Here is a 14,171-nt window from a genome sequence, read left to right as displayed (position 1 = left end):
TTATACCTTCCCTCGTTACTCCATTAGCTACGGATTTATTATGGCATATTGGTTATTTAAAACAGAACCAGATACATTCTCTATTGACACACTCCGGACACAACAAGTGTCATGCTGGGAAGGAGTTCGCAATTATCAAGCGAGAAACTTTCTTCGTGATGAGGTGAAAGAAGGGGATAAAGTGTTTATTTATCACTCATCTTGCAAAGAGGTTGGGGTCGCAGGGATCGCTACAGTGATAAAAGAGTCTTATCCTGACCATTTTTCTTGGGATCTTAATAGCGATTATTTTGATGTTAAATCAACACCGGAAAATCCACGTTGGTTTATGGTTGATGTGCAGTTTGAGCGTAAATTAAAACGAGTGATTACTTTAGCCGAGCTAAAATCATTGGCAGGATTAGAACAGTTACCTTTAGTAAAAAAAGGAAGCCGTTTATCGGTGATGCCTGTGTCTGAACAAGAATGGCAATTGATTTTAAAACAAGAGTAATGTGATGATAGAAAACAGCAAGCGATAAGCTTGCTGTTTTGGATTTTATTACAGTAAGTTATCTTCTAAGTATTTAGCAACCGCATCATCTGCGCTGCTACCGATACGTTCAATTTGTGGTAATGCTTGATGTACTTTAGGGTGGGCTGTGCCCATGACTAAACCTTTACCAGCCATCGTCAGCATTTCTACATCATTCATGCCATCGCCAAAAGCGATGCAGTTCTCAAGGCTAAGATTTAACGATTCAGCAATGATCTTTAAGGCTTCGCCTTTTGATACTCCTGCACCCATAACTTCTAGGCACCACGGTGAAGAAAATGCGACGCTTAACTTATCGCCAAATTTTTTGTTAATTTGTTCTTCATACTTAGCAAGGTGCTCATGGTCTTTATGAATACTCGTAAAGAAGACTTTTGCTACACCATCGGTAGGTGCTTGGTTAGAGTCAAAAGGGATAAAGTTAAAACCAGATTCATTGTGGTAAGCCGCAATTTCTTCGTCATCGTGGCTGAGATACCACTCATCATTACGATAGATATGAACATAGATCGTAGGATCGTCTTTAAGTATGTCGACTATCGATTGGACAAGCTCTTCAGGCACATTTTTGCTCAGCAGAAGCTGGTTGTTTTCGTTGTGAACACGAGCACCATTTGATGTGATCATAAAAGCAGGAATGCCAGCTATCTCGCGGATCCCTGACACATCAACATGATGACGACCCGTTGCAAAAACAAAAGTAAAGCCTTGGTCGTGAAGCGTTTTAAGTGTTTGTTTCGTTTCGGTGCTAAGTTGATGATTAGGGGTGAGTAGGGTGCCATCTAAGTCTGAAGCAACAATTCTATACTGTGGCGAGTGGTGTTCTGTGGTCATATAACCCTCATAGTGAAAGGTGTGGCCTAGACTGACCACAGCAATATAAATAAAAATTGAGTCATAGTGTACTGCATATAGGCAATAAAATGGGGTAAAGGTTTAACGAAGGTGTTTCCTCTATTCATCTGCCTGTCGATGTAAAAAATCTAAAATCGTGGTTAATACCTGATTGCGATATTCATCACTTTCGAACATCAGTTCATGGCGAGCACCATGAATAACTTCTAACTGAGTGTCTGGGTTGGTTTTAGCCAGTTTCGTCACGAAGCGAGTTTGTGCTTTATTATCCACAATTGAATCGAGCTCTGCTTGAACGACGAGTGTTGGTATTTTAATTTGGCGGGTTAATTGCAGGCATTGTTTGGCTGCCATTAAACCTTGCCAAACCCAGCGGGTACTTGGACCACCAAGCTTAAGCTCTGGTTTATCTTCATATAACTCTCTAAACCATTGATATCGTACTTTACTGTGAGTCAGCGGGTTGGTTTCAAATGGTCTTGGATAGTAACCAGAAAAGCCAGGAGCATATTTGGGCTGTACTGAGGTCGCGGTCATAATTTGTGTAAGAGGAATGGCAATTGGGCGCAATTGCCATGGAATATGAACACCAAACATAGGCGCAGTTAATGCCATGGCTTGAAATGGGTTCTCTGGGTGTGTTTGTAGATAGCGCGTTGCAATGGCTCCCCCCATTGAATGCCCGAGCAGAAACCGTTGCTGGTAATGTTCTAAAGCAAACAACTTGATGAGGGATGCGAGATCATTGATGTAATCATTAAATTCCCCCACATGCCCCATTTCTGGATTTTCAATTAGGCGTTGTGAGCTACCTTGACCTCGATGGTCAAAAGAGTAAATATCGTATCCAAGCTGATATAAATCGAAGAATAACTCTTGGTATTTCCACACCGACTCAATGCGACCATTAACCATTACAATAGCTTTGTCATGATTTTTATTCGTCAGACTACACCAATAAATTTTCGTTTTATCGGCTGAGCGATAGAAACCGTCATTTCTGGTGCTCCATAGCTGAGTGACTTCAGATTGCATTTTTTGCAAAAACTCAGATTCTTGAGTGAGGGTGTAGGAGAGAGCATTACTCGATGTCATGTATTGATCCAGCATAACCGCAATTAACCTTAGGATAAGCAACTGGGGAAGAAAAGCAATTGTAAGAACATGTTATTAATACAAAGATGGTAATGTCATTAAAATCGATGTATTTCATTTATCTAAGTAAATGAATTTTGTAAAACTTTGCTATTACCCCCTTGGAGGTAGGGATAACAATCGCTAGTATAGAGGCTCATCAATAAGAGATAAGTTCGCCCAGAGCTTTCATTATCATTTGCATTGTAAAGCTTAAAAGCTATTTGAGGTGACATGTATACCACTTATGTTGCGCGCCAGCCCATCCTTAACGCCAAAAAACATACGCTAGGCTATGAGCTGTTATTTCGTGATGGTGAAACCAACGCATTTCCAGAATATATGGATTCGGATCGAGCGACTTATCGTTTAATTATTGAAAATTTCCTCTCTATGGGACGTAACCCCGCGATTTCTCGCTCCCGGTGTTTTATTAATTTTCCATATAACAGCTTGATTCAACGTCTACCGCTTATTTTGCCTAAGGAACAGATTGTTGTTGAAGTTTTAGAAACATGTGAGCCTACCGATGAATTATTGGAAGCGATTAGAGAACTGTATTTAAAAGGGTATTTGATCGCATTAGACGATTTTGTTTATGGGCCAGAGTGGGAACGTTTTTTACCTTTTATCCATATCGTTAAATTGGATGTTCGAGCGCTTGGAATGGATGCTGCGTGCGAATTTGTAAGAACCCGGGGCGGTAATGGGAGTAAGCGAAAGTTTTTAGCTGAAAAAGTTGAGACCAAAGAAGAGTTTGAACAAGCAAGAAGCGCTGGTTTTAAGTTTTTCCAAGGTTTCTTTTTTAGTAAACCGGAGATGATTAAGCGTAAATACATCAGCCCTGAGCATGTCATTACTATGCAGTTGTTTAAAGAGGTCTGTCGAGAAGACGTCAATTTTAAACGAGTAGAAGAGATCGTGGCACAGGATGTAGCGCTCTCCTATAAGCTATTGCGCTTTGTGAACTCGATGTCGGATCGGTTAGCTGTCCCTATTTCGTCTTTTCGTCAGGCATTAGTGTATTTAGGGCAAGACCGTTTACGTATTTTCGTTTCACTCGCGGTTGCGTCTTACATCTCTCTACAAAAACCCAAGGAACTCTATAGCTTAGCGTTACAACGCGCTCAGTTTTGTCACTTAATGTCTCGTTATCGCCAATTTCAACAACATCAGGATCATGCTTTTCTCATTGGTTTGTTCTCGGTACTTGATGCGTTATTAGATGCACCACTCAATGAGTTAATTGAAGAGCTGCCTCTGACGGATGAAATTAAAAGTGCTTTGGTTGACCGAAAAGGAGCCATTGGTGCTTTATTAGACATTGAAGAATGTTATGAACAGGCCAATTGGCAACAAATCAGTCTGTTATGTCAAAAGCTCGGTATCAAAGTCGACACTGTGACGCATGAATTGACCGAAGCATTAAAGTGGAGCCAAGATATCCACCGTTTAGTTTAATGCCCGACACCTGTGTTGCAGGTGTCTTAAACGCCCTTTCTATTACCTCTCCCTTATTTTTACATCAATGAATTTTTTATGACAGTCGCGGTCTAGCTATCGACTTCAGACTATTATCAATTAGCATATATGGATATGTGAATATGAGGTCAGAACTATGCTGCCACACCAATTTTTTAAATTACTGGCCGATGAAACTCGCCTGCGTTGTCTTTTGTTAATTGCTGCTCAGCAGAGTGTATGTGTATGTGAACTGACAGAAGCACTTAATGAAAACCAACCTAAGGTTTCTCGTCACTTAGCGTTAATGCGCCAAAGTGGCATTTTGGCAGATGAACGACAAGGGCAATGGGTGTACTACAGAATTGCATCCGATTTACCTGGTTGGTTAATGGCGATTATTGCTGGTTTGTCTGAATCTGATTGTTTGAAAAATCAATATATTAAAGACCGGAAACGTTTAGATGAAATCAAGCGTCCGTGCTGCTCTTAGGGGAAGAAAATGGCGATAAAAGTTGGAATTAACGGATTTGGTCGAATCGGTCGTTTGGCGTTAAGAGCGGCATTTGATTGGCCAGAATTAGACTTTATCAGGGTGAACGATGCTGCGGGTGACTCAGAAACGTTGGCGCATCTCTTAGAATTTGACTCTATTCAAGGCCGTTGGCATCACGAGGTGACTGCAAATCTCGATTCACTTTGGATTGATGGGCATCAACTAGCCGTGACGCAAGAACGCGAGATCAGTGCTGTAGATTGGTCAGATTGTGATGTGGTGATTGAGTCTACAGGTGTTCACCGCAATATGGATTGTCTGAATCTGTATTTGAAGCAAGGTGTAAAACGGGTGGTTGTTTCGGCACCGGTTAAAGATGAACAAGTGGCGAATATCGTGGTAGGAGTGAATCACCATATTTTTGACCCTGCAATTCACCGCATCGTGACAGCCGCATCATGTACTACAAATTGCATTGCCCCAATTGTAAAAGTCATTCATGAAAAATTAGGTATTGAACAGGCGTCTTTTACGACGATTCATGACCTGACTAATACGCAAACCATACTTGATGCTCCTCATAAAGACCTGCGCCGGGCTAGAGCATGTGGCATGAGTCTGATTCCAACGACGACTGGCAGCGCGAAAGCCATTATTGAAATCTTTCCAGAATTGGAGGGAAAAATTAATGGCCATGCAGTTCGCGTTCCTTTGGCGAATGCGTCACTTACCGATATTGTCTTTGATGTACAGAAAGACACGAGTGCCAAAGAAGTAAACCAATTACTCCAACAAGCCTCTCAAGGAGAGCTAAAAGGTATTCTTGGGTTTGAAACTAAACCGCTCGTCTCAATTGATTATCGTGGCGATCAACGTTCAACAGTTGTTGATGCATTGTCGACCATGGTAGTGGGTACCCGCATGGTAAAAATCTATGCTTGGTATGACAATGAAATGGGGTATGCGACACGAACTTCTGAGCTGGTTCGTTTGGTTGGTATGGCTAATTAAGAGCTTTTTGAGCTTTAGGAACATGATGATCCTTAAGCTCAATGAACTAGGAAAACTCATGCGTAAGTGGCAACAAATGGACAGCCTGACCCGGCAATATCTACTGGTTACTTTTAATTACTGGAATTTTACAGTGACCGATGGGGCTCTAAGAATGCTGGTGGTGTTGTATTTCCACCAGTTGGGTTACGACACGTTACAGATCGCTGCATTATTTCTTTTTTATGAGCTGTTTGGTGTCGTCACTAACTTAATCGGTGGTTGGTTAGGGGCCAGACTTGGTCTTAATCGGACGATGAACATTGGGTTAGCGCTACAAATTGTGTCGCTTATTATGCTTGCAGCGCCCACTTCATGGTTAACCATGGTGTGGGTAATGGCTGCCCAAGCTCTATCTGGTATAGCAAAAGATCTTAATAAAATGAGTGCAAAGAGTGCAGTAAAAAGCTTTGTCACTCAGGATCAGCAAGGAACACTGTATCGTTGGGTGGCACTTTTAACTGGATCAAAGAATGCACTCAAGGGCTTTGGTTTTTTTGCCGGCGGTCTATTACTTTCTCTGATTGGATTTCGCGGTGCTGTGTTATTGATGGCTGCGATTCTTGCTGGTGTATTACTTGGCAGTTTAATTGGGTTAAAAAAAGACCTTGGCAAAGCTAAAAAGAAACCGAAATTTAGTGAGATTTTTTCTAAATCTCGATCGGTAAATATCTTATCTGCTGCACGGCTATTTCTGTTTGGTGCTCGTGATGTTTGGTTTGTTGTCGCTTTACCTGTCTACTTAGGGTCTGTTTTTGCGTGGGACTACATGCAGGTGGGGGGATTTATTGCCGTATGGGTCATTGGGTACGGTGTGGTGCAGGGCATAGCCCCTCGATTGACAGGAAAACATGCCAGTCATGTTCCCGATGGTAAAGCAGCATTGGGTTGGGCATGTCTTCTATCTGTTGTTACGATAGCGGTAGCATTAGGGATTACATACCAATGGTACATTCATTGGGTAGTGACGTTAGGGTTGCTGATATTTGGGGCCGTGTTTGCCATCAATTCATCGTTGCACTCTTATCTTATCGTTAGTTACGCGAGTGAGGATGGGGTTTCACTTGATATCGGCTTTTATTATATGGCGAATGCCTTGGGCCGCTTGATCGGAACCGTGCTTTCCGGCTCGTTATTCTTAATCGGTGGGTTAGCATTGTGCTTGTGGGCGTCGGTGGTATTTTTGCTCCTGACTAGTCTAATATCGCTGTGGCTTCCTCGTCACCAACAGCGAAAAGCCCTCGACTGAGGGCTTTGCTCTTCATAACTCATTGTGGAGAGAACAATGAGTAACGCGTTACACTAATAAATGTAATTATTATTGCAACCAGGCATTTAGCATCCAAACAAGTTTCTCTTGCTCGCGAATATAATCTCCCATTTGAGCTGCTGTGCCTTCATCACCAGCCTCTGCCGCAATAGCGAGAACATTTCGTTGCTGGCTAATTAATTGACCGAACCCTTTAACTAGCCCTGTTACTGTGCTTTGGCCATCAGTTACGTTCGTGTGTTCTTTAATTTCTGAGTGTTCGATATAACTAGAAAAGCTATGTAATGGTTGCGCTTCTAGTGTGCGAATGCGTTCCGCTATTTCATCGATTTTGGTTTGTAAATCAGTATAAATTTCTTCAAATTTTTCATGTAAGACAAAGAATTCTTTGCCCTTGATGTTCCAATGGTAGCCACGAGTGTTCATGTAGAACACTTGGTAGTTAGCAAGTAAGCGATTAAGTGATAGAGCCAATTGTTGACTTTGTTCTTGGTCTAAACCGATTAAGTTAGTATTCATAGCTCACCTCTTATTATCTGTAAGTGACTTGTTGCGTTTTGTCGATAAAAAGAATAGCGAGGATGTTGAATGAATAACAATGGAGTTTATTTATTGTTCCAATAGGTTATATCTATGTGTCCCCTTAACCTTACAACGCAGGATTCAGGACTTCATTTACAATTCTAGAGCGAACCTAATAATGGATGCGATATTGGGCGCAGTCAGTTAGCTTGCCGCTAATTCATTTTCGCTGAACCGCATCTTGGAAGGAATTGTGTATAGTTAGTGATGATTCTCTGAAAATAAACGAATAGGGGATGATGTTTACTTGTCACTGACAACAGTTTTACACACTAGGGAAGTAGGACTTTATAGTAATGGCATGCTATAAAAAGCGAGAAAAGGAATGGAAAAAGAAAATCGAGTTATATTTTTTGATTTATTACGCTGTGTAGCGGCAGTCGCTGTTATTGCAATTCATGTATTAGCACCATACCGAGAACAATTTGGTGTGATTCCTGATGGGGAATGGTTAACTGCTGTTTCTGTTAACGGTTCTACTCGCTGGGCTGTGCCCGTGTTTATCTTAATTTCGGGCGCGCTGTTGTTAAGTGATCATCGTCCTTTTGAGTTAAGCTATTATCTAAAAAGACGTTTAGGTAAGGTCGTTATTCCATTCGTAGTCTGGTCGGTTTTTTATGGTCTATTTTCTGGATTATCGGCGGGTGGGTTTGATAGCGATGTTGCTCAACAGACATTGGCGAATAGCCCTCACCATGCAACCTACTATCATTTAGGCTTTTTCTACTATTTTATTCCACTCTATTTTGTGATTCCTTTTTTGCAATGGCTTAATAAGCAAGTCGATGATGCCATTTGGGTCATTTTTGTTGGTATCTGGTTGGTGACTACCGTGTTATATCTCATGCATATAGATGGGCCATGGAGTACTGAAATATGGCTTTATACTGGCTATTTGCCATTAGGGTATCTGCTTTTTAAAAAGGTTCCTATTACGCCATTAACGGTGGTTATTGCAGTAGTTCTTGGGATCACGTCGCTCTATTTTACAGTGCATTCGGTTGTAGAACTGAGTGTCATGCGGGACAAATATTCAGTGGGGCGTTGGCTTTCCTATAAAACAATTAATGTGGTTTTAGCGGCAAGTATGATTTTTATCCTAGGTAGAGTAATCGCTCCGACGTTACCGCATAAAGCTCAACAGTGTATAGCGTTTATTAGTAAGTACAGTCTTGGTATTTATTTATTGCACCCTATTTTTCTGTGGCCAATGAAAGAGTTCGGTTGGTACCAAGGGCATCCTGGTTGGGTTATTCCCTTGTGGGTGCTTATTGCTGGTGCAGGTTCCCTTGCTATGAGCTGGATGTTTTCTCACTCTACGAAAACCAACTGGCTACTACCTTAATTTAGTTTAGGGGGGGCGGTTTTATATCTGTATGAGGAAAGATAATGAACGGGGTGACTGTCCGTATTCTTTCCTTTGGGCGCTTGGTCACATGGTATTTCGGTCATTTATATCTACACTTTCAATAGATAAGCCTTAGTTAGAGAAGTAGGGATGCTCAATACTAACAAGGGACGGGAGGAAAGGTATGCCTGAAATGGATCAAGTCGTTTTGAGAACGCACCGGCTCGAAGCCCTTTTAAAGCAGCAATATCACGCCCAAGGGAATGAACTAGAACAACTGATCGTCAGTTGCCAAGAGCGATTACCAAGTCACATTACCGTTAAACTTCATTTTATAGTGGGGATGTCACAAAAAATTGAAAGTGGTCACCAGACTCTCGATGAAAGTAGGGAGTTTTTTCTGGCATGTAAAGAGTGTGAAAAAGAATTAACACCCAGAAGTGGACGTTTTGTATGGAGAATTGCGCTATCTTTAATGACAGTAATGACACTCGCTGCTGTTCTGTTTTATTACATGCACTGGGACGAGCTTAATCAACACTTTGGGTTTTAACTTATTGAAATAAAAATACATATAGAGTTAATTAAAAATAAAAAAGGACGCTGCAGCGTCCTTTTTTATTTTTAATCACGGGAAATTAGTAAATCATAGGCAGTGTCATTAGGCCAACGATCACTGCAATCATGACTAATCCCTGTTTTTGAGATGAAGAAATCATAACACCGCTCCTTATTCACTATTAATAATATGAATAAAGAATAGCATTACTTTATTGTTTTAATCAAGTATTAAACTACATAATAGTGTAAACCACTCATTAAGTGGTAGGGATAAAGGATAAAACCCATGACTTTTCATATGTTTTTGAATTGTTTTTAAAGTGTACATTGTGCTGATAATTTCTTCTTTTTGTATTTTAAGTTTATGATTTATATTTAATTATTTAAGTTAATGGTATGTTCTAAATATGGTATTTTGTGATTTTTAGCTACTAGGGGAGGAATGGTCTAATTTTTTTTATAAACATAGGGTTTATGTAATAAATACTATGTTTAGTGATAATAATTATCATATGTCAATTGTAAATGGGAAATGATTTTCTAATATAGAAATCTTGATGGTGATATTCTTTGTTGGCACAAAAGCAAACGGTTGCCTGTATTTTTGTTTTTTAATTTATTGTTTTTGTAGTATTTTTTATATGTTGTTTATATTTAAAATAAGATTTTTTAGGTCTATAATGTGGTTTTTTGGCTATTATTATTGTTTTTATAACGATTATGATGTCAATTCTCATTGAAATGGTATTTTTATCTATTTTTCTTTCTTTAGGTGAGCTTGGGTTAAATTGTAATCATTTCAGTTATATATCTAGATCGAAGTTTTTTTCTTCTTTACTGGACTTATCTTTTCTCATCTCTACACTGGCGACATTAGTATAAAGAGGCGTTATGAGCATGTGGAGCTGGATTTCGGTCGCACTATCTGGATATATCAGCATTTATTCATATAAAAACAAGGACTTGCAGCAGTCTCTTGTGTTCCGCTTAGTCAGTCTGGGTTTACTGTTTGTTTTATTACTCAGTGAAACTCCAGCAAGTTTTGCTCCTGGGAAATGGATTCTTGCGAGTTTACTTGTTTCTATGGTGGCGGATGTACTTCATTACTTTAAGCAGTATTCTCGAATCAGTTTTATCTCTTTTTTAGCGGCACAGATACTTGTTAGTGTCGCTTTTTGGATGCAGTTATCTGGATCTATTGTTTGGTGGATGCCCGCTTTATTAATCGCTACTGGTATTGTTGCGTTTTTTCTTCTTCTCCCTCAGCTTGATAAGCTCATTTTCCCGGTAATGATCATGGGAGGAGTTTTGATTCAGATGGCTTGGGCAGCTGGCCAGTCTTGGTTAAGACTAAGCACGCCATCGGCACTTTGTGGCTTTCTGGGGGCGTTACTTTTTATGGTGTCTTGGGTAATTTTAGCCATCCATGAAAACCGCCAACCAATAAAGTGTGGTGAATATTTGGTTTCTGGTACTTATTTGCTCGCGCAGTGCTTAATTGTCGAAGCTGTTTTGATTTATAACTGAGTTACATCAAGTTAATGTTGTCATATTCGGAGTACCTTGAAGAGTCCTATTATCTCTTAAGGAGCTTTAAACATGGCTAACGTCCATGCACATAAAGTGCTAAACCATCTTGAAGTAAACCCTTCTACGGAAAGTGAGCTTAGAACATGGATTGCGCAGCAATTTGGCGATAATGTCCACTTCAATACTTGTAAATGTGAGAACCTGAATACAGATACACTATTAAGTTTTCTACAGCAGCACGATAAAGTGATTGTTGAAGACGGGAAGTGGCATCTAAACCGCGCTCAGATCTGCCAGCATGACTGATTTATACTTTTAATTTTTGCCCAGTATTTATGCTGTTACTTGGGCATAACTTGCCCTCATTGTGATCGAAATATTTAGACTCTGTTGCTATACTGCGCCCAATTATTCGTTTTATTGAGGTGTTATGGAAATTCTATCAGCAGCGACCATGCTATTTTTGATCATGGATCCTCTCGGGAATTTACCCGTTGTCCTGTCTATTCTTAAGCATTTCGACAAAAAACGACGTCGTATTATCCTAATTCGTGAGCTAAGTGCAGCATTGGTGATTTTGTTGCTGTTCTTGTATGCGGGAAAATCAATTCTAGGCTTCTTGCATGTTCAACCTGAAACCCTAAGTATATCGGGTGGGGTCATCTTATTTATTATTGCGATTAAAATGATCTTTCCGAGCGCTGGGAGTATTACTGGGTTAGCCGCTGGCGAAGAGCCATTCATCGTACCTATGGCTATTCCTATGATCGCTGGGCCATCGGTTATCGCTTCTTTATTACTGCTTTCAACTCAGTACTCTAACCATATGTTTGAGCTGTCTATTTCTGTGTTGTTAGCGTGGCTTGGCACATCTGGTATCCTTATGTTTTATGGGTTCTTTCACAAGTTACTTGGTGAGCGAGGGTTGAAGGCTGTAGAAAGGCTTATGGGGTTGCTCTTAGTCATGATTTCAACTCAGATGCTACTCGATGGTGTGAAAAGTTATATGGACCTTCAGTAACGCTATATACCCAAAATAAATAAAGCCCGGTACCGGGCTTTATTTATTTTGGGATAGCGATATTAAGACATGTGCTTTCGCCGAATATCCAGTAGGGCAAAAATACCAAATATGAGTATTGACCACTTTTCCCAGCGACTCATGGAAATTTTGTCACCGAACGCCCCAATAAAAATCAATGCTTGAAGACCATGCATCATAAACAAAAACACAGTCATGATGTATAGCGCCCAAGCCGCTTTCCCGGGGAAAGGCATGACTATATTAAGAATGAGCACTAACCAAACAAGTGCAATGGCTGTTTTAGCGATCCAAATGAGAGCTTTCATCCTACATTCCTTTCGTATAAACGATAGCTCACCTGACCTGCTGATTTTTCCCGGTAAAGCTCCCAGTGTTCAGGTAGCTCAGGTAAGGCTAACTCACGTTCACATTCAATATAAATCATAGCGTAATTGGCTAACCACCCATTGTTTTCTAACAACTGAATCGTTTCCTCAAGTAAGCCTTTGCGAAAAGGGGGGTCAATAAAGACTACATCATGGGGCGTGCCTTTTTTCGCCAAGTATTGCAAAGTATCTGTTTGATGAACTTCAATATTTGTTGTCTTTAAAGCGGTGATGTTTTGACTCAACTGCTGATACGCTTTAGGGTTTAATTCCAACATAGAGACGTGGTTAGCTTGACGAGATGCAGCTTCGAAGCTTAAACCGCCTGAACCTGCAAAAAGATCAAGACAGTTTGAGCCTGCAATATCTTGCGCTAGCCAATTAAATAGAGTTTCCTTGACTCGATCGGTCGTTGGCCTTAATCCTTGAGCATCATGGACAGGGAGTTTTCTTCCTCTCCACAACCCACTGATTATGCGTACGTGACCTGTTGGTGATTGGGCAGCAGATGGTTTTTGCTTAGGACGTCTTGCCATAGATTTTTTGACCGCTCATTAAGTGTTACTATAGCCATCCTGCCAGCGATTATGGCTGGAAATGGACAGTTGAATGAAAAAAGTATGGCAAAGTGTATCAAGTGAGAGCAAAAGTTTTCACTGCTTTGTCATTTTTTCTTTTCTTTAGAGGGATAATTCTCCAAGAAAAGAGTCATAGTTAGTTAAGCAAATCTAGGATATTCCCTGATGACAGAAAAAAAGAAGCGTGGCTTACTGTCGTGGCTCGGCTTTGGCGATGAAGAGTCTGGCCAGACACAAACAACCGAAGTAGAAAAAGACGAACAAGATCAACCGGTCGTTGATGAGCCATCTGAGTCTGAAGATACTCTTGTTGCAGAAGCAGAAGCAGAAGCAGAAGCAGAAGCAGAAGTAATTGAAGAGCCTGAACATGAAGTGGTTGAAGAACCTAAAGCAGCCCGTATTCAGGAACAAGAGAAACCGACGGAAAGCTTTTTTGCTCGTTTAAAACGTAGTTTAAGTCGTACTAAAGCCAATATTGGTGCTGGCTTTTTTGGCCTGTTTAAGGGTAAAAAAATCGATGATGACTTATTTGAAGAGTTAGAAGAACAGCTATTGATTGCTGATGTGGGCATGGATACCACAATGAAAATTATCGATAGTCTGACAGAAAAAGCATCGCGCCAAGAATTAAAAGATGGCGAAGCATTATATGGATTGTTAAAGGAAGAGATGGCTGACATCCTTTCTACCGTTGAACAACCTTTAGTTATCGACACAGAAAAAACACCTTACGTCATTCTTATGGTTGGTGTTAATGGGGTAGGTAAAACAACAACCATTGGTAAATTGGCGAAACAATTTCAAGCGGATGGCAAGAAAGTGATGTTAGCCGCTGGGGATACATTCCGTGCCGCCGCTGTCGAACAGCTTCAGGTTTGGGGTGAACGTAATGATGTGCCTGTTATTGCGCAGCACACAGGGGCTGATAGCGCTTCAGTGATTTATGATGCGATTGAAGCGGCTAAAGCGCGCCATTATGACGTGGTCATTGCCGACACCGCTGGTCGTCTGCAAAATAAAGGCAACTTAATGGAAGAGTTGCGTAAAATTGTTCGTGTGATGAAAAAAATCGATGATTCAGCACCTCACGAAATCATGTTAACGCTTGATGCGGGAACTGGCCAAAATGCGATTAGCCAAGCGAAGTTATTTACCGAAGCAGCACCTTTAACCGGGATTACTCTAACTAAACTAGATGGTACTGCAAAAGGTGGTGTTATTTTTGCCCTAGCTGATCAGTTCCAAATTCCAATTCGTTATATTGGTGTGGGTGAAGGAATCGATGATCTTCGTCCATTCGAAACTCAAGAATTTATCGATGCGCTGTTTAGCCGCGATGAATAACATTAAAAATTAAATAC

At 40.6% G+C, this 14,171-nt stretch carries 16 protein-coding genes; 11 read left to right on the top strand and 5 right to left on the bottom strand.

The window, feature by feature from the left end; translation table 11 throughout:
* The first annotated feature begins 40 nt into the window (after nt 1–40).
* Nucleotides 41–493, top strand: a complete 453-nt coding sequence (locus F9817_RS14995; protein WP_161156970.1) for an EVE domain-containing protein — start codon at nt 41–43, stop codon at nt 491–493.
* A gap of 48 nt (nt 494–541) precedes the next feature.
* Here the strand turns inward: F9817_RS14995 and F9817_RS14990 are convergent, their stop codons facing one another.
* Together F9817_RS14990 and F9817_RS14985 are read right to left on the bottom strand one after the other, a co-directional pair.
* The gene (locus F9817_RS14990) at nt 542–1,369 is read right to left on the bottom strand and encodes a Cof-type HAD-IIB family hydrolase (protein ID WP_161156968.1); all 828 of its coding nucleotides are present in this window, start codon (nt 1,367–1,369) and stop codon (nt 542–544) included.
* A gap of 120 nt (nt 1,370–1,489) precedes the next feature.
* Nucleotides 1,490–2,485, bottom strand: coding sequence for an alpha/beta fold hydrolase (locus F9817_RS14985; protein ID WP_161156966.1), 996 nt, complete (start codon nt 2,483–2,485; stop codon nt 1,490–1,492).
* A 273-nt stretch (nt 2,486–2,758) separates the two neighbouring features.
* Here F9817_RS14985 and F9817_RS14980 point away from each other — a divergent pair, with 273 nt between their 5' ends.
* The 4 genes from F9817_RS14980 (at nt 2,759) to arsJ (ending at nt 6,780) form a co-directional block, all read left to right on the top strand.
* Nucleotides 2,759–3,985, top strand: coding sequence for an EAL and HDOD domain-containing protein (locus tag F9817_RS14980; protein WP_161156964.1), 1,227 nt, complete (start codon nt 2,759–2,761; stop codon nt 3,983–3,985).
* 157 nt (nt 3,986–4,142) lie between these two features.
* Nucleotides 4,143–4,478, top strand: a complete 336-nt coding sequence (locus F9817_RS14975; protein WP_161156962.1) for a metalloregulator ArsR/SmtB family transcription factor — start codon at nt 4,143–4,145, stop codon at nt 4,476–4,478.
* 9 nt (nt 4,479–4,487) lie between these two features.
* On the top strand, nt 4,488–5,492 hold the full coding sequence (locus F9817_RS14970; protein WP_161156960.1) for an ArsJ-associated glyceraldehyde-3-phosphate dehydrogenase: 1,005 nt from the start codon (nt 4,488–4,490) through the stop codon (nt 5,490–5,492).
* Between the two features lie 58 nt (nt 5,493–5,550).
* The gene (gene arsJ, locus F9817_RS14965) at nt 5,551–6,780 is read left to right on the top strand and encodes an organoarsenical effux MFS transporter ArsJ (protein WP_161156958.1); all 1,230 of its coding nucleotides are present in this window, start codon (nt 5,551–5,553) and stop codon (nt 6,778–6,780) included.
* 69 nt (nt 6,781–6,849) lie between these two features.
* Here the strand turns inward: arsJ and F9817_RS14960 are convergent, their stop codons facing one another.
* A complete protein-coding gene (locus tag F9817_RS14960; protein ID WP_161156956.1) occupies nt 6,850–7,320 on the bottom strand; it encodes a Dps family protein in 471 nt (156 codons plus the stop codon).
* A 388-nt stretch (nt 7,321–7,708) separates the two neighbouring features.
* Here F9817_RS14960 and F9817_RS14955 point away from each other — a divergent pair, with 388 nt between their 5' ends.
* The 5 genes from F9817_RS14955 to F9817_RS14935 all read left to right on the top strand — a co-directional run bounded on the left by F9817_RS14955 (nt 7,709) and on the right by F9817_RS14935 (nt 11,843).
* The gene (locus F9817_RS14955; RefSeq protein WP_161156954.1) at nt 7,709–8,728 is read left to right on the top strand and encodes an acyltransferase; all 1,020 of its coding nucleotides are present in this window, start codon (nt 7,709–7,711) and stop codon (nt 8,726–8,728) included.
* A gap of 187 nt (nt 8,729–8,915) precedes the next feature.
* A complete protein-coding gene (locus F9817_RS14950; RefSeq protein WP_161156952.1) occupies nt 8,916–9,284 on the top strand; it encodes a DUF4145 domain-containing protein in 369 nt (122 codons plus the stop codon).
* Nucleotides 9,285–10,183: 899 nt separating this feature from the next.
* Nucleotides 10,184–10,819, top strand: a complete 636-nt coding sequence (locus tag F9817_RS14945; RefSeq protein ID WP_196124005.1) for a lysoplasmalogenase — start codon at nt 10,184–10,186, stop codon at nt 10,817–10,819.
* A gap of 72 nt (nt 10,820–10,891) precedes the next feature.
* Complete coding sequence (locus F9817_RS14940) at nt 10,892–11,128, top strand: YecH family metal-binding protein (RefSeq protein WP_161156950.1); 237 nt, start codon at nt 10,892–10,894, stop codon at nt 11,126–11,128.
* A gap of 124 nt (nt 11,129–11,252) precedes the next feature.
* Complete coding sequence (locus tag F9817_RS14935; RefSeq protein WP_161156948.1) at nt 11,253–11,843, top strand: YhgN family NAAT transporter; 591 nt, start codon at nt 11,253–11,255, stop codon at nt 11,841–11,843.
* A 62-nt stretch (nt 11,844–11,905) separates the two neighbouring features.
* Here the strand turns inward: F9817_RS14935 and F9817_RS14930 are convergent, their stop codons facing one another.
* Nucleotides 11,906–12,172 carry a DUF1145 domain-containing protein gene (locus F9817_RS14930; RefSeq protein ID WP_161156946.1) on the bottom strand — a complete coding sequence of 89 codons (267 nt, stop codon included), beginning with the start codon at nt 12,170–12,172 and terminating at the stop codon, nt 11,906–11,908.
* Nucleotides 12,169–12,768, bottom strand: coding sequence for a 16S rRNA (guanine(966)-N(2))-methyltransferase RsmD (gene rsmD, locus F9817_RS14925; protein ID WP_161156943.1), 600 nt, complete (start codon nt 12,766–12,768; stop codon nt 12,169–12,171). Before rsmD ends, F9817_RS14930 begins: the two co-directional genes overlap by 4 nt.
* 207 nt (nt 12,769–12,975) lie before the next feature.
* Here rsmD and ftsY point away from each other — a divergent pair, with 207 nt between their 5' ends.
* Complete coding sequence (ftsY, locus tag F9817_RS14920) at nt 12,976–14,154, top strand: signal recognition particle-docking protein FtsY (RefSeq protein WP_161156941.1); 1,179 nt, start codon at nt 12,976–12,978, stop codon at nt 14,152–14,154.
* Nucleotides 14,155–14,171: the final 17 nt, after the last annotated feature.

The sequence above is a fragment of the Vibrio eleionomae genome, from assembly GCF_009874545.1.
In the GTDB taxonomy this organism is placed as follows: Bacteria; Pseudomonadota; Gammaproteobacteria; order Enterobacterales; family Vibrionaceae; genus Vibrio; species Vibrio nitrifigilis.
The sequence above is the reverse complement of the archived record's forward strand: the minus strand, read 5'-3'. Positions and strand labels throughout refer to the sequence as shown.